This window comes from Thiomicrorhabdus indica, from assembly GCF_004293625.1.
Lineage (GTDB): Bacteria > Pseudomonadota > Gammaproteobacteria > Thiomicrospirales > Thiomicrospiraceae > Thiomicrorhabdus > Thiomicrorhabdus indica.
The window spans coordinates 689,706-705,487 of sequence record NZ_CP033040.1 but is presented as its reverse complement, the minus strand read 5'-3'; the positions used below and the strand labels follow the sequence as shown (position 1 = coordinate 705,487).

Sequence of the window (15,782 nt, the reverse complement as noted above, 5' to 3'; positions counted from 1 at the left end):
CTCACTAAAGATAAGAAAGGTTTGCAAGCCGGTCAGTTTTAAGTTTTTCATTCAACTGCCTATAATACCGCAAACATCAGACAAGATTTGAAAGTGGGAATGCAATGAACAAAAAACAATGGCAATTTTGGATTGATCGTGGCGGCACCTTTACCGACGTTGTTGCCAAAACGCCCGAAGGGAATTTGTTGACCCACAAACTTTTGTCAGAAAACCCCGAGCACTATCAAGATGCTGCCATCGCAGGGATCCGCCATTTTCTAAAAGTGCCCACAGACCATTCCATTCCGGTTGAAAACATTAAATCGGTCAAAATGGGAACCACAGTGGCCACCAATGCACTATTGGAAAGAAAAGGCGAACCAGTTGCCCTAATCACAAATCAGGGTTTTGCGGATGCACTTAAAATTGGCTACCAAAACCGTCCAGACATTTTTGCGCTGAATGTCAGAACCCCAAAACCGCTTTATCAACAAATCTTAGAAGTAACCGGCCGGTTAAATGCAGAAGGGGAAGAAATTCAGCCCCTAGCTGAAGCAGCAATCAAACAAGGCCTCAAGAGCTTAAAGCAGCAAGGCTTCAACGCCCTTGCCATAGTTTTACTGCACAGTTATTTGAATCCAGAACACGAAAAACAGATTGCAATTTGGGCCAAAGAAATCGGCTTTTCTCAAATTTCCACTTCCTCTGCAACGTCCGCGCTCGTTAAATATGTATCTCGTGGTCGAACCACGGTGGTTGATGCGTATTTAAGCCCCGTACTTCATCGTTATGTGCAACAAGTGGCCAAACAACTCCCAAATGTTGATTTGCAATTTATGCAATCACACGGTGGCTTATGTCAAGCCAAGACTTTTCAAGGAAAAGATGCCATTCTTTCAGGACCAGCCGGTGGCATTATCGGCGCAGTCAAAACCTCACAACATGCAGGAATCGACAAAATCATCGGATTTGATATGGGTGGAACATCAACCGATGTCTCTCATTATGCCGGTCAATTGCAACGCAACTTTGACAACGAAGTCGCAGGTGTACAAATGCGCGTGCCAATGCTGGACATTCACACTGTTGCCGCTGGTGGCGGATCCATTATCACTTTACAACAAGGTGAAGTGCGAGTTGGACCAGAATCCGCCGGAGCGAATCCCGGCCCAACAGCCTATCGTCGAGGTGGCCCTTTAACGGTCACCGATGCCAATGTCTTGCTCGGCAGAATTCAACCAAGTCACTTTCCTAGTGTATTCGGTGAAAACGCCGATCAAGCACTGGATATGATTGCTGTGCGTAACAAGTTTGCGGAAATGGCCAACGCCTTATCAATGGAACCTGAAAATTTGGCGCAAGGCGCACTGGATATTGCGATTGAAAATATGGCCAATGCGGTCAAAACAATTTCCACACAACGTGGTTATGATTTGCACGACTACACACTTGTAAGTTTTGGCGGTGCTGGCGGTCAACATGCCTGCTTAGTCGCAGAAAAACTGGGAATTCAATCCGTGTTATTGCACCCCTACTCAGGCGTACTTTCAGCCTATGGTATGGGGTTGGCACAAAACTCGGTTATGAATACTCAATCCTATTCGATTCATATCACCGAACTACCTCAACTTAAACCACTGATCCAAACACAACGCCAAACGGCTATCAAAGAACTGCAAGCGCAAAACTCAGAAGTCGCTGAAGAAAAAATGACTTTGCATCTGCACTATCAAGGCAACGATACCAGTCTGGACATCCAATTTATTGACTGGCAAACGGACTACGCCATGTTGTTTTCAGAACAACACCAGCAACGCTTTGGCTTTCAACTCGATGCAGATATTGTGGTTCACAGCATTACTATTGAAGTACTTAATCAAGCGCACCAAGCCGACAGTTTGCCAAACACTAGCCCCCACAGCGCCAAGCCAATTGAAACTGTTCAAACTTATGCGAACGGTGCTTGGCAGGACACTCTTGTGTATCAACGCAACGCAATCACACAGTCACAAACGCTTAGAGGTCCCGCATTAATCCTAGAAACGACAGGAACCATTTATTTACCGGCCGGTTGGAATACAAAACTGCTTGCTGACGGACAACTACAGCTGACACAAAATGCTGTAAAACCAGAGTTAAATTCTACAAAAAGTGCTCAAATTTCGCAAAATAACAAAAAAATATTTAAACCTGATCCGATTAAACTTGGACTTTATAATCATCGTTTTATGTCAATTGCCGAGCAAATGGGTGCAATTCTCGCTAAAACCGCGCATTCGGTAAATATCAAAGAACGCCTCGATTTTAGTTGTGCACTCTTCGATCAGTCAGGTCAATTAATTGCCAATGCCCCACACGTTCCCGTGCACCTTGGCTCAATGGGCGAATCCGTCAAAACACTGATTCAGCGACATGGCAATCAATTACAATCCGGTGATGCCTACGCGCTCAACAATCCTTACGCCGGAGGAACGCATCTGCCAGATATTACGGTGATTTCACCCGTTTTTATTGATGACAAGTGCGCGTTTTATGTCGCCTCACGCGGGCATCATGCGGATGTAGGAGGGCTCACACCTGGCTCCATGCCAGCTGACAGCACACATATTGAACACGAAGGAGTATTACTGGATTGCGTTCCTGTCCTATTGGCTGGAAAAGAACAATCTAGCACTCTGAAAACCAGATTTTTACAAGCCCAATACCCAGCCAGAAACTGGCAACAAAATTGGAATGATTTACAGGCTCAAATTGCCGCAAATCAAGCAGGGATCAATGGACTCCAACAACTTTGTCGCCAAACCAGTCTGCAAGAAGTAAAAGCCTACATGAACTTTGTTTTAGAACACTCTGAAGCACAGGTCAAAGCACTCTTGCCACAACTCTCATCAGGTGAATTTTGTTATCAGACAGATCAAGGTTCACAAGTATGTGTCGAGGTCAGAATAAATCAAACCTCTCAGACCGCCACCATTGATTTCTCTGGCAGCAGTGAACAGCAAAATAACAACTTCAACGCCCCTTTTGCCATCACTCGCGCAGCGACACTGTATGTCTTGCGAACATTAATCAATCAGGATATTTCACTCAATGATGGTTTCTTACGTCCTATCGAATTAATTGTACCGACCGGAAGCATTTTACATCCTAACTATCCTGCCGCTGTCGTGGCTGGAAACGTTGAAACATCACAAGTGGTCACTGATGCCCTTTATGGTGCCTTGCAAATTCAGGCGGCCTCACAAGGCACCATGAACAATCTCACCTTTGGTGATAAGACTTGGCAATACTATGAAACATTGTGCGGAGGCACAGGCGCTGGAAAAAATTACAAGGGGGAAGATGCAGTGCATAGCCACATGACCAATTCTCGACTTACCGACCCAGAAATATTTGAACAACGCTACCCAGTTCGTTTAAAAAAATTTGCGATTCGTAAAAATAGTGGCGGAAAAGGAAAATACTCAGGTGGAAACGGCTGCGAACGTCATATCGAATTTTTACAACCCATGATGGTATCCGTATTGAGTAATCACCGGCAAATTCCTCCCTATGGAATGCAAGGGGGAGAATCTGGTAAAACCAGCAAACATGGAAAGCTACCGGCCGGTAAGACTTCAATCAAATGGCTGCCAAGCACATTCAGCGAAAGCTTTGAAGCTGGCGACACTTTAATTATGCAAACACCCGGTGGTGGTGGATTTGGCAGCGCTGACACAGAATAATGTGCTTTGGGACGGTTGGTTTAAGAAACAAAAAATTTTCGCAACTTATCCGAGCTAGCCAACCGTTTTTACCAACAAGCGAATGACTATTACTTATAAAGTTTTCGGTAAATGCTCAAAATTCATCGTTTGCCGTAAATAATCAATGCCTGAAAATTCAGCAAACTGTTGCAAAGTTCGCTCAGAGCCGACCCCATACGCGCCAAGATCTTGCTGCTGATAGAGTAATTTAATTAAACGCTCCACTGCGCTGGCACGCAATTCATGCCAAGCATAATCCCGTTGTTGATCCCAATCCTTATGCCAATGATGCGTTATGTAAGCGTTTTCAGGTTGCTTATAAAGATGATAAAGCGGAATTTCTGGCGGATGAAAAATATCCCAACCGTGTGTATAAGCTCTAACGGCCAAACTCTGTTCTTCACCATGAAAATACAGCCTTGGATCATAAGGCACCTCATTAACAAACTGACCAAAGGTAAAAATAAACCCGCCAGCTAAATGGAATCCCAACACAGGTTCCCTGATTTTCTGATGTTCAGCCCTAAAATGCAAAACAGGATTTTTTTCCTCAAGAGCTTCATTAGGCTTCACTCTTAACACCAAAGTTGTCAGGCCACCTACTCGAACCTTTACCACCGGCCGGTCTTCTTCAAACTCAAATCCATATGGATAGATCGACAAAATCGGCTTTGCGTGCATATCATTTAATGAGTTCAATTGCTCAATCAGCCGAATGTCCCAATCTTTTTCGAAATAGGTATGAGAATCGATTTGCAGATAATAGGCTTCATTCTGATAAAGCGACTGGACCAATGAACGAGCCCAACAAACTCCGCGACTTTCCACCGGATCAATATGGATATATCGAATCTCAGCTGACAACTCCAATGCTTGCAATGTTTTTCTACGATTATCTGGCGCTTGATCTACCACTCCAAACACCAAGTTTTCAGGATGCTTTGCCGACTCACACGCATTTTGAACCGTAAACGGCAAATAAGGATCCACAAATGAAGCAACAGAAATAAAGATTTTTTGCATACTTAAACTCTTTGCAAAACGGATTCAACTGAATCTCTCACAGCCTTTCCTTGCAATAACTCAACTAAGTGCAATGCAAAATCCATAGCAGTGCCGGGGCCACGAGACGTAATCACTTGACCATCTTGAACCACAGCTTGTTCGAGGTATTGCATATTCGGTGCCGGGTTTTCATCAATCACGCCTGGAAAACTGGTGGCTTGTTTTCCATCCAACAATCCAGCCGCAACAAGCGCCTTAGGCGCTGCACAAATCGCAGCCACATAACGTTGTTGCTGGATATTTTTTTGGAGCATTTTTTGCAATCGCACATCATTCTGCAAATGGTCAGCCCCTGGCAAACCACCTGGCAACACAATCAAATCAAACACTTCATTTTCTACGTCAGCCAGCGTCGTCTTAGCAATCAACTGCATTCCTCGACTCGCCTGAATCACTTTTTCATTGTCCAAGCTAGCGGTCACCACCTCAATATCTGCTCGCACTAAAATATCGGTAATAGTAACCGCTTCTAACTCTTCACACCCTTGCGCCAAGGGAACTAAAACTTTAGGCATCACTTTCTCCATAAGAAAAATACAGATTCTAAATATTCTACACAGTCAAAAAAGCCCGCATAAGCGGGCCATATTGATTTATTGCGATCTTATTTTTGCATTTTCTGCGCAAGAATCATTGTCTTAGCAACACGAAGCGCTTCATTTAATTCAAAATCTTTATCCAAAAGCTCTTGAGTCTCTTTCATCGCTTTGTTTTCTGCTGATTCTTCACTTTTCTCTTCAGTCGCCTCTTGTTCACTTTCAAGGTGACCAGCTAAATCTTTTTCTTTTATATTTCCAATCGCAGATTCTTCGACCTTTTCTACCTTAACTCGTTCAATTTCAACATCTGGTTTAATACCTTCAGCCTGGATAGAACGTCCATTGGGCGTAAAATATCTCGCAGTCGTCAGCTTAATCGCAGCATTATTATTTAACTGTAACAAGGTTTGCACAGACCCCTTACCAAAGGTATCACGACCCACAACAATTGCACGCTTCTGATCTTGAAGTGCTCCTGAAACGATTTCAGACGCTGAGGCAGAACCTTCATTCACAATAATAACGACAGGTTTGCCATCCATGACATCCCCTTCTTCGGCTTCAAAGCGCATTTGTGAATTACGGATGCGACCTTCAGTATAGACAATTAAACCATCATTCAAAAATGCATCCGATACTTGAATCGCAGCATTTAAAACGCCCCCTGGATTATTACGCAAATCCAAAACCAGGCCACTTAATTCACCTTTATTCTCTTCTTCCAACGTATCAATGGCTTTGATTAAATCCGGCCCTGTTCGCATTTGAAACTGAGAGATTCGAACATAGCCAATCCCTTCAGGTAACATACGCTGACGAACACTTCGTACCTTAATAATAGCCCGTGTCAGCTCAATTTTTAAAGGCTTATCTTCCCCTTTTCGGACAATGGTCAACTCTAGCTGGGTGCCTGGCTTGCCACGCATAATATCAACCGCTTCGCTTAGACTTTTTCCTTTAACCGGTTCATTGCCTAATTTGACAATTAAATCACCCGCCATGATTCCGGCTCTCTGAGCTGGTGTGTCATCAATAGGCGAAACAACTTTGACAAAGCCATCTTCCATACCGACTTCCATACCTAAGCCGCCAAACTCACCCCTGGTATGCTCTTCCATCTCTTTCGCATCAACAGGTGGCAAATAAGCAGAATGCGGATCCAAACTGGACAACATGCCGCTAATCGCGCCTTCAATCAGACTTTTATCATCAATTACGTCCACATAGTCGGTTGAAATACGTTCATAGACTTCCGCAAATGCCTGAAGATCCTCCAGAGGAATACCAGGGCTCTGCGCCTCAGAATCCACCTGCTTATTTGCCATGACATTTGTGCCCACCGCAATCAAGGCTCCGAGCACCACACCAGAGCCGACTAACAAGGTTTTTGTAAATTTGGAAGTTGCCACAGTTTCTCCTAGGACATTTTTTTGGTTTTTTGCGTATTTGCTTTTATTATTTTGACAATGAAAAGTCATTATGCACGAAATGATTGTTACTTTCCAAAGTTCAATTCTTATCACGTGACTTGGCGATTTGATTTATTAAAGCAAAAAATTTCTTGTGCAGTATAAATTAAGTTTAAGTGACAGTTTGCCAGGCTTTTTCTAGAATAGATGCTGAATAACTAAGTAAGAATATACTTAAACAATAATACAGTTATATAGTGATAGGATTTATGAGCACTCAATCAGAATCGCCATTTGAAATGAAAGAAGAAAACATTAGCAAAGCATCGAAGGCGCTCAAAGCGATGGGACATCCATTGAGACTAAAAATTCTTTGCGTCATCGGCGGTCAGGAATTACCTGTAATGGATATTGTGAAACAAGTCGGCACAACACAAAGTAATATTTCTCAACACATCGACATCTTGCGAGAAAAGGAAATCATTACGTCACGTCGAGAAGGAAGCAAAATTTTGTGCAAAATCCGAGACCCGAAAATTTTAAACCTGATGGACACTATGCAACAAACGTTCTGTCAAATCAATGACCTGTGATTAACTTGGATTAACTAAATCTGCCACCATTTCATGTCCAGTCGGCATTTGTAATCTCGTCTCAAATGCGGCTCTATCAGCAATCATCCCTGGTTGCTGAGTCTCTTCATTGTCAACAACCTCTTTCTCTGAATTACTGACATTGCTACTGCTTTGGGAGGCTTCCATTTGCTGTGCAGAGAGCTCTGCACGAGCCTCAGCCATCGCTTGTCTAGCAGATGAAGCCACTCGATAATCTTGCGCAGAGGGCTGGGCAGGCGCCATTGCTGCACTTTGTACCACCATCATTTTCTGAATGGTCGCTTCTGGGTCTCCTGATACGGCAGAAGTATCAATCCCCACCTCTCCACCAATGGCATAACGTTTTCCATCGGGTCCAGATTGATAAGTGTAGCTCAAACCTGTTGCATATTGACCAGCGACCGCTAAATGCGCTTGTTCATGCGCACGAACTTCCCGATCACGTGCTTTCAGCTGTGAAACCACTTGGTCAATTTTCATTTGTTGCTCTTGGGAGGATTGCTCGTCATCTTGGGCATTCATCCGAGATTGCGCATTGACTCCACTTGTATCATTAATGCGCTGACTTGGTGAGGTATTAAGGTCTTGATTATCTTTAACCGGAATAGAGCTACTTGATTGAGAGTTATTAGAGACAATGCTGGCTTTTTCTTGCTCACGAACAATTCTTTCAGCCTCAACCATTCCAGCAGGTTGCTGACGACTAATCGTTGCAAAATTTGATAAACCACCGATGTCTAACATCTTTCCCCCTCTAGAGGAGCTGTCAAAAATTAGGAACCCAAGCTAGACTTTCCTCTCTATACTTCCATTTTATCAATAACTTAGAAGTTTTTCAGCGTTCTTTTTCTAACCCCAAAACGATATAAAATTTAAATTTTCATCCAGAAGTCACTTACTTTCTTACCGGCCGGCATAAAATTTGCATCTATTCTGCCTAGCCGTTAAAGAATACATTCCCCGTGAAAATCGCTTAAAATCAATAAAAATTTTAAAAAGCCTGCCTATGAAAAAGTTTGATTATCTTGAAGCCATCAATTATTTAATGGAGATGGACACTAACATTCTGAATCCAGAACGCTACTATCCTTGGTATATGCACACAAAAGGAATTTTAATCAACGGACTCTCTTGGCTTGTTCTTCTCGCTATTCTAGCTGTCATCTGGTTAATCGTATTAGAGGCATCAGCCTTAGTTTTACTCGCAATTACCTTTTCTTGCACCATTTTAGCCGGCATTGTTTATGCACTTATTTTTCAAAACCAAATCAAAGAAGCCAAGCACAAAGCCATACAACAAATGATGCGCTTGGAAAAGCGTGAATTCATGCGTGCCATTGAACCTTTTGTGCCTGATGACCAAAAATCTATTGTCGCCAGAATCATCAACCATAAAGATTTCAAAGCCAACGAATATGCATCCGTTACCCTAGCCACCAAAAGTCGGATAATTTTTAACACCGAGGCGTTCATAGGTGACATCGAACGCATGATGCAAAAACGCCCAGAAATATTAGCGGAAATTACCGATGGATATTGCGATTCAAGCTTCAAAGTTCCCGACAGCGCAATCCAAAACTACCAACAAAAGAAAATCAACGAACAAATGGGCACTTTTAATGATATTTTTACTGTACCCAATGAAGTCAGACAAGCAGTGTTAATGCGCATTCGTCAAGCGGCTCTTAAATTGCAACCTCAAAACCAATGAGTTACGAATACCTAATCCTTAAGCAAAACACTGACTATATAATTCAACCGAGAAATCCCTTGAATCTTCAAAAATTGTCGCTTTAAATAGAGACTGTTTCATCGACCGTCTCTCAATTAAAAGGATTTGATTATGGCATCCATTCTAATCGCAGGATGTGGCAGTATAGGCTGTCAATTAGGACAACAGCTCGCTCAAGAGCACACCGTTTACGGTTTGCGCCGCACTACCGAATATGTGCCCGACAATTTGCATGCGATTGAAGCTGACTTAAATCACAAAATCGAACAATTACCAGATGAAATCGATTACGCATTTTTTATGCCTACCGCTGGGAAATACAAAGACAGCGCCTACTACAATGCGTATGTTCTAAACCTGAAAAATCTCTTAAATGGTTTGCAAGATAAAAACATCAAGCGTTTGTTCTTTATCTCCAGCACATCGGTTTTTTCACAAAATGACGGAGAAGTCGTGAATGAAGAAAGTCCGACAGATCCACACAGTTTTTCTACCAAACGCATTCTTGAAGGTGAAGAACTAGCACTTAGTAGCTCTACTCCAACCACAATTATTCGTTTAGGTGGCATCTATGGTCCTGGACGAACACATTTAATTGATTTGGTAAGAGAAGGCAAAGCTCACTGCATGGAAGATGTATGGAGCAATCGTATCCACTCAGATGATTGTGTTGGGGTTTTAGCACACCTGCTGAACCTAGACGTTTCTGGCGCTAAACTGGAAAATATTTACTTAGGTGTGGACTGTGAACCTAGCTTATCATGCGAAGTTTATAGCTGGTTGGCAGAGCAATTGTCAGTTCCAGAAATCGAACATATGGAACCCACCGAGAATTCTCGTCTAATGCGTAGTAATAAGAAAATTTCTAACGCACGTCTTTTAGAAAGTGGTTATGAATTTAAATTTCCGAACTATCGGTTGGGATATACAGATTTAATAGAAAACGAAACCTTTGAATAACCTCTTGGTTTCTAATACTTCCCAGAGAGTCGAACAGACATTCGACCCTCTGGTCAATTTTCGACAAACTACGGCTCTAGTCTTTTTTAGAATCCTTTGAATTAGAAACCACTTCACCTTCCAAAACCTTTGGTGACTCAGGCTGCTTCTCTTGCCAATCACCATCATAGACATTACTTTGACCTCTATGAGCGCGATTTTTTCCACGCTGATTCATACCTTTGACAGCTTGAGAAATCATTGCACTTCGAATAAACGGTACTAACAGAATCAATCCAATCACATCCGAAATCAAGCCTGGCAAAAACAGCAGTAATCCTCCTAAAAATACAAAGACACCATTCATGAGTGCACCTTGCACTGGCTCTCCTTTGACCATTGCCAATTGCGCCTCTTGCATAGTCGCCAAACCTTGCTGACGCATTAAAACCAACCCCAGAATCGCACCGACAACCGTCCATAAAACCACATTTAAGGCACCCCACTCTGAACCGACCTGAATCAATACATATAACTCAATCAGAGGAATGACAATAAAAAACAATAAAAATTTCATAGGACTCACCTTTTGTGCTTACTTGCCTCTTTTGAACTTTGCAATTCAATTTGACAGATTATTATTCCACAAACCATAAATTTCTTTTAGAGCATGTTAATAAATTTTATGTATTAATCCAAAATGATTCACTTTTTCGAACGCTTGTTAGTGGTATAAAATGCGCTACACAAAAAAATTAAATCCTTATTTAACGGGTACTCTTATGGCTGAAGCAAATTCTTATTTACAACACAAAACGACTATGGCAGATTCTGCTGTTCGTTCTAACTTATATACTGCAATAAATATGTGGTTTGCTGGCTTAATGATGGCTCTGATCATTTTTTTACCGGCCACATCTCAAGCTGACTTGCTGCAAGTAGATGAAGCTTTTGAACTGCTTGAGCCTTCCGTTGAAGACGGTAAAATCAAGGTTGAATGGAAAATTGCCGATGACTATAAACTCTATAAAGACAAAATGTCTTTTACGGCCACCAATATCACTCTACAACCGGCAAGTTTTTCAAAAACTAAAAGCGTCGATGATCCAATTTTTGGTAAAACCGAAGTATTCAATCAAAAAGCCATTGCCAAAATAGCCTATGACGGTGATGTAACACGTACTGAACTCACCATTAAATACCAAGGTTGTGCGGATAAATTAGGCGTATGTTACCCTCCGCAAACTCGTAAATTCTTTGTCGATTTACCCGAAAAAACTGCACAAACATCACCGGCCGGTAACCCTTCAAGCTTTTCTTCACTGGGTGAACTAAACAATCTATTACAAAGTGGTAACGCTTCGAACGAACTTTTACCGGCCGATAAGGCTTTCCAATTCTTGCAAACCATCGAAAACGGCCAAGTCGTCCTTAGCTGGAACATTGCACAAGGCTATCACCTTTACAGAGATAAAATTAAAACCAAAATTATCGAAGGTGACGCACAACTCGGTGCCTTACAGCTTCCAGAAGCGATCGAAATAGATGATCCCGTTTTCGGCAGAACGAACGTTTTCCATAATCAGTTACAAGCCACTCTGCCTTTTTCAAGCCTAACCGGCACAGTGAATGTTGAAGTTGAATATCAAGGTTGTTCTGCAGACGCAGGGGTTTGTTATCCACCCGAGAGAAAAACATTTACTGTCAGTGCAGATCAAATCACAGAAAACACATCTGCAACACCGGTTCTCGCAACGGCACAAACGCAACCGGCCGGTGAACTTTCTGAAACAGATCAAATTGCCGACACACTCAAAAACAGCAGTGTATGGATTGTGATCCTGACCTTCTTTGTGTTCGGTTTATTACTGTCACTGACGCCTTGCGTATTCCCAATGATTCCAATCCTGTCGAGCATTATTGCTGGGCAAGGTGACCAAATCACCACTCGCCGTGCCTTTACCATGTCACTGGTTTACGTTTTGGCCATGTCCATTACTTACACCGTTGCCGGTGTTTTAGCCGGTCTATTCGGTGAAAACCTACAAGCGGCTTTCCAAAATCCTTGGATCATTGGCTCATTCAGTGTGATCTTTGTTCTGCTAGCACTGTCCATGTTTGGTTTCTATGAGTTACAACTACCTAGCTCAGTTCAATCTAAACTAACCAATATCTCCAACAAACAAGAAGGCGGAAAACTCACTGGCGTTGCTATTATGGGCTTCTTATCTGCCTTAATTGTCGGACCTTGCGTCGCGCCTCCTTTGGCTGGTGCACTGATTTATATAGGGCAAACCGGTGATGCGCTTCTGGGCGGAACCGCTCTATTTGCAATGAGTATTGGTATGGGCGTTCCTTTATTACTCTTGGGAACATCGGCCGGCAAACTTCTCCCACGAGCCGGTGCATGGATGGACAATGTGAAAGCAGTATTCGGCGTCATGCTAATTGGTGTCGCCATCTGGATGGCAAGCCGCATTATGCCAGCTGAAATTACCATGACACTTTGGGCATTGCTGCTGATTACCTCTGCTGTCTATATCGGAGCCTTCAACTCAGTTGCTGATAAATCAGGCTGGTTCAAACTCTTCAAAGGTTTTGGACTCGTTATGTTTATTTACGGTTTAGCATTATTCATTGGTATGCTGGCCGGTTCTAAAGACACCTTGCAACCATTAAAAGTTCTTCAAGGTGGTGGAAACGCTGCTGCGACTGAGCAAAAACTCGCTTTCCAAAAAATTAAGAGTTCTGAAGATTTAGACAAAATCGTTGCAACCGGACAACCAATCATGCTCGATTTCTATGCAGATTGGTGTATCAGTTGTAAAGAGATGGAACAATTCACCTTTTCAGACGCACAAGTTCAAGCTGCACTTTCAGGCGTAACCTTGCTAAAAGCCGACGTGACCGCAAATGATGAGATCGACAAGGAATTGATGAAACGTTTTGGAATCGTTGGGCCTCCAGCCATCCTGTTTTTCGAGAATGGTTCGGAACAAAAAGCGCAACGTGTTGTTGGCTTTAAAAATGCCGAAGACTTTACACAAATCATTACAAACGCATTCCAAAAGTAAAAAACTTCTCAAACACCTCATGATGATCAAATTCATGGGGTGTACTCACTACTTGTCCTCATAAACAGATTAAACATCTACTCACCACGATTTTATGAGTTTTCACGGACTTTTACCGCAATTCAATACTTTTCATGAAATTTACCGATTTTATAAATAGTTTTAACTGTCCCTATCGTTTATAATTTCGTCACATTTTGTTTAATCCTCATGAAAATAAGGGATTAACAATTCACTCTTTCGACTGTTTTCAACGCCTCACTAAAGGAATTGCCACCGCCTATGGCTTCTATTCTTGTCTTAAATGGCCCAAATCTGAATATGCTTGGCAGACGTGAACCTGGAATTTATGGTTCCGACACGCTGGAAGATATCATCGAAAACTTGGAAGTTCTCGCCGACGAATTTGACGTGGACCTCTCACACTTCCAAAGTAATGCCGAGTTTGAACTCATTGAACGTATCCATCTCGCAATGGATGACGGCACGGATTTTATTATCATTAATCCAGCCGCTTTCACGCATACAAGCATCGCGATTCGAGATGCACTGGCAACGGTTGCTATTCCGTTTATTGAAGTTCACATTAGTAATATCCATCAACGCGAAGCTTTCCGCGCACATTCGTATTTTTCGGATTTAGCCCAAGGCGTGATTGCCGGATTAGGCACAAAAGGCTATGAACTAGCTTTGCAATATGCGGTCGAAAAGACACTGTAAAACGTTACAAAAACGATAAGTAAAAATTATTTACCGGCCGGTATCGGTCAGATAACAAAACCAAGAAAGGATACTCATATGGACATTCGCTCTATTCGCAAATTGATTGAAATTGTCGAACAATCAGATATTGCTGAAATCGAAATTAAAGAAGGCGAACACAATATCCGTATTACACGCTCTCAAGAACCAACCTACATCCAAGCCCCAATGGCCGCTCCTATGGCAGCCGCTGCGCCACAAACACCGGCAATGGATCCGACGCCAGCATCTCCGGCTTCAACTGACGCAGCACCTGCGGAAATATCAGGACACAAAATCACCTCACCAATGGTTGGAACTTTCTATGAAGCACCGTCTCCAGATTCCGACCCATTTGTAAAAGTAGGTGATACGGTTTCTGTCGGTGACACTCTATGTATTCTTGAAGCAATGAAAATCATGAACCCAATTGAAGCAGATACAGCTGGAACCATTAAACAAATCTTGGGAGTCAATGGTGAACCAGTTGAATATGGCCAAGTGCTGTTTGTTATTGAATAAGCCACATATTGCCATTTAAGAGGTTCCAAATGATTGAAAAAATTCTAATTGCTAACCGCGGTGAGATCGCCTTGCGTGTATTGCGTGCCTGTAAAGAACTTGGCATTAAAACAGTTGCTGTCCACTCCACTGAAGATGCCAACCTAAAACATGTTTTACTGGCCGACGAAACCGTTTGCATTGGCCCCGGCCCTTCCGCTCAAAGTTACTTAAATGTTCCAGCCTTAATTGCTGCGGCAGAAGTGACCGATGCAGAAGCTATTCACCCTGGCTATGGCTTTTTGTCAGAAAATGCCGACTTTGCCGAACGAGTTGAAGAATCAGGTTTTGCTTTTATCGGCCCTAAAGCAGACACCATTCGCATGATGGGCGACAAAGTTGCAGCAATCAAAGCAATGAAAGCCGCTGGCGTACCGACAGTTCCAGGTTCTGGCGGCCCACTAGACCCCAAAAATGATGCAGAAAATCTAAGAATTGCCAAAGAAATTGGTTATCCAGTCATCATTAAAGCAGCCGGTGGTGGTGGTGGCCGCGGCATGCGCGTCGTTCATACAGAAGCCAACTTATTGAAATCCGTGGTTTTAACCAGTACCGAAGCCAATAACTTTTTCGGAAACCCAGAAGTTTACATGGAAAAGTTCTTAGAGAACCCACGTCACGTAGAAATCCAAATCTTGGCGGATGGTCAAGGCAATGCAATTCATCTTGGTGAACGTGATTGTTCAATGCAGCGCCGCCACCAAAAGGTCGTTGAAGAAGCCCCTGCACCGGGTGTAACACCAGAACAACGTGAAAGAATCGGTTCTGCATGCGTTAAAGCCTGTTTAGATATTAATTACCGCGGAGCTGGAACCTTTGAATTCCTATATGAAAATGGTGAGTTCTATTTCATTGAGATGAACACCCGTCTGCAAGTCGAACACTGTGTTACAGAAATGGTCACCGGCATTGACTTGGTTAAAGCGCAAATTGAAATTGCAATGGGCAAACCTCTGACTCTAAAACAAGAAGACATTAAACTCACCGGCCATGCAATTGAATGTCGAGTGAATGCTGAAAACCCTTCAAAAAACTTTATGCCTTCACCGGGTAAAATCGAACGTTTGCATTTAGCCGGTGGTTTAGGGGTTCGCTGGGATTCTCACATTTACACCGGATATACGGTTCCATCCACTTATGACTCAATGATTGGCAAATTAATTAGTTTTGGTAGCGACCGTTCAACAGCGATAGCTCGAATGAACACCGCTCTTTCAGAAATGATTATTCAAGGGATTGAGACCAACATTAACATGCAGCGTGAAATCATGAATGATGGAGGTTTTGTCGAAGGTGGTCAAAACATCCACTACCTTGAAAACCGTCTTGAACACCTAGTCTAGACTGTAAAAACTAGATTTTTACAAAAAACCACAGGCG

Annotated in this window: 13 protein-coding genes; 8 read left to right on the top strand and 5 right to left on the bottom strand. The window is 42.7% G+C overall.

Translation table 11 applies throughout. From position 1 onward, the window contains the following. The first annotated feature begins 104 nt into the window (after positions 1-104). Positions 105-3,707 carry a hydantoinase B/oxoprolinase family protein gene (locus D9T12_RS02880; protein WP_130536763.1) on the top strand — a complete coding sequence of 1,201 codons (3,603 nt, stop codon included), beginning with the start codon at positions 105-107 and terminating at the stop codon, positions 3,705-3,707. Positions 3,708-3,800: 93 nt separating this feature from the next. Here D9T12_RS02880 and D9T12_RS02875 read toward each other — a convergent pair whose 3' ends face one another. The 3 genes from D9T12_RS02875 to D9T12_RS02865 form a co-directional block, all read right to left on the bottom strand. After that, a complete protein-coding gene (locus tag D9T12_RS02875) occupies positions 3,801-4,751 on the bottom strand; it encodes a GlcNAc-transferase family protein (protein WP_130536762.1) in 951 nt (316 codons plus the stop codon). A 2-nt stretch (positions 4,752-4,753) separates the two neighbouring features. Next, positions 4,754-5,308: a DJ-1 family glyoxalase III gene (locus D9T12_RS02870; RefSeq protein WP_130536761.1), complete on the bottom strand. Its 555-nt coding sequence runs from the start codon at positions 5,306-5,308 to the stop codon at positions 4,754-4,756. 89 nt (positions 5,309-5,397) lie between these two features. Further along, positions 5,398-6,741: a S41 family peptidase gene (locus D9T12_RS02865; protein ID WP_240693221.1), complete on the bottom strand. Its 1,344-nt coding sequence runs from the start codon at positions 6,739-6,741 to the stop codon at positions 5,398-5,400. 269 nt (positions 6,742-7,010) lie between these two features. Between D9T12_RS02865 and D9T12_RS02860 the strand changes: the two genes are divergently transcribed. Further along, complete coding sequence (locus D9T12_RS02860) at positions 7,011-7,334, top strand: ArsR/SmtB family transcription factor (RefSeq protein ID WP_206199127.1); 324 nt, start codon at positions 7,011-7,013, stop codon at positions 7,332-7,334. Here D9T12_RS02860 and D9T12_RS02855 read toward each other — a convergent pair whose 3' ends face one another. After that, positions 7,335-8,099, bottom strand: a complete 765-nt coding sequence (locus D9T12_RS02855) for a putative metalloprotease CJM1_0395 family protein (RefSeq protein ID WP_206199126.1) — start codon at positions 8,097-8,099, stop codon at positions 7,335-7,337. Between the two features lie 262 nt (positions 8,100-8,361). Here D9T12_RS02855 and D9T12_RS02850 point away from each other — a divergent pair, with 262 nt between their 5' ends. Then, positions 8,362-9,066 carry an SLC41A family transporter gene (locus tag D9T12_RS02850; protein WP_130536759.1) on the top strand — a complete coding sequence of 235 codons (705 nt, stop codon included), beginning with the start codon at positions 8,362-8,364 and terminating at the stop codon, positions 9,064-9,066. 132 nt (positions 9,067-9,198) lie between these two features. Then, a complete protein-coding gene (locus tag D9T12_RS02845) occupies positions 9,199-10,047 on the top strand; it encodes an NAD-dependent epimerase/dehydratase family protein (RefSeq protein ID WP_130536758.1) in 849 nt (282 codons plus the stop codon). A 76-nt stretch (positions 10,048-10,123) separates the two neighbouring features. On the opposite strand, the gene D9T12_RS02840 is transcribed toward D9T12_RS02845, so the two are convergent. Then, a complete protein-coding gene (locus D9T12_RS02840; RefSeq protein WP_130536757.1) occupies positions 10,124-10,603 on the bottom strand; it encodes an FxsA family protein in 480 nt (159 codons plus the stop codon). A gap of 205 nt (positions 10,604-10,808) precedes the next feature. On the opposite strand from D9T12_RS02840, the gene dsbD reads away from it, so the two are divergent. The 4 genes from dsbD (at position 10,809) to accC (ending at position 15,745) form a co-directional block, all read left to right on the top strand. Then, positions 10,809-13,100, top strand: a complete 2,292-nt coding sequence (dsbD, locus tag D9T12_RS02835; protein WP_240693220.1) for a protein-disulfide reductase DsbD — start codon at positions 10,809-10,811, stop codon at positions 13,098-13,100. 282 nt (positions 13,101-13,382) lie between these two features. Then, complete coding sequence (aroQ, locus tag D9T12_RS02830; protein ID WP_130536756.1) at positions 13,383-13,820, top strand: type II 3-dehydroquinate dehydratase; 438 nt, start codon at positions 13,383-13,385, stop codon at positions 13,818-13,820. Positions 13,821-13,898: 78 nt separating this feature from the next. Continuing rightward, positions 13,899-14,363, top strand: a complete 465-nt coding sequence (accB, locus tag D9T12_RS02825) for an acetyl-CoA carboxylase biotin carboxyl carrier protein (protein WP_130536755.1) — start codon at positions 13,899-13,901, stop codon at positions 14,361-14,363. Between the two features lie 29 nt (positions 14,364-14,392). Then, positions 14,393-15,745, top strand: a complete 1,353-nt coding sequence (gene accC, locus D9T12_RS02820) for an acetyl-CoA carboxylase biotin carboxylase subunit (protein ID WP_130536754.1) — start codon at positions 14,393-14,395, stop codon at positions 15,743-15,745. The last annotated feature ends 37 nt before the right edge of the window (positions 15,746-15,782 follow it).

What these genes read in the sequence shown, in the direction of transcription:
- D9T12_RS02855 (WP_206199126.1), bottom strand. Translation starts at nt 8,099, where the DNA reads ATGTTAGACATCGGTGGTTTATCAAATTTTGCAACGATTAGTCGTCAG.
- D9T12_RS02875 (WP_130536762.1), bottom strand. Translation starts at nt 4,751, where the DNA reads ATGCAAAAAATCTTTATTTCTGTTGCTTCATTTGTGGATCCTTATTTG.
- D9T12_RS02870 (WP_130536761.1), bottom strand. Translation starts at nt 5,308, where the DNA reads ATGCCTAAAGTTTTAGTTCCCTTGGCGCAAGGGTGTGAAGAGTTAGAA.
- dsbD (WP_240693220.1), top strand. Translation starts at nt 10,809, where the DNA reads ATGGCTGAAGCAAATTCTTATTTACAACACAAAACGACTATGGCAGAT.
- D9T12_RS02850 (WP_130536759.1), top strand. Translation starts at nt 8,362, where the DNA reads ATGAAAAAGTTTGATTATCTTGAAGCCATCAATTATTTAATGGAGATG.
- D9T12_RS02845 (WP_130536758.1), top strand. Translation starts at nt 9,199, where the DNA reads ATGGCATCCATTCTAATCGCAGGATGTGGCAGTATAGGCTGTCAATTA.
- D9T12_RS02840 (WP_130536757.1), bottom strand. Translation starts at nt 10,603, where the DNA reads ATGAAATTTTTATTGTTTTTTATTGTCATTCCTCTGATTGAGTTATAT.
- aroQ (WP_130536756.1), top strand. Translation starts at nt 13,383, where the DNA reads ATGGCTTCTATTCTTGTCTTAAATGGCCCAAATCTGAATATGCTTGGC.
- D9T12_RS02880 (WP_130536763.1), top strand. Translation starts at nt 105, where the DNA reads ATGAACAAAAAACAATGGCAATTTTGGATTGATCGTGGCGGCACCTTT.
- accB (WP_130536755.1), top strand. Translation starts at nt 13,899, where the DNA reads ATGGACATTCGCTCTATTCGCAAATTGATTGAAATTGTCGAACAATCA.
- accC (WP_130536754.1), top strand. Translation starts at nt 14,393, where the DNA reads ATGATTGAAAAAATTCTAATTGCTAACCGCGGTGAGATCGCCTTGCGT.
- D9T12_RS02860 (WP_206199127.1), top strand. Translation starts at nt 7,011, where the DNA reads ATGAGCACTCAATCAGAATCGCCATTTGAAATGAAAGAAGAAAACATT.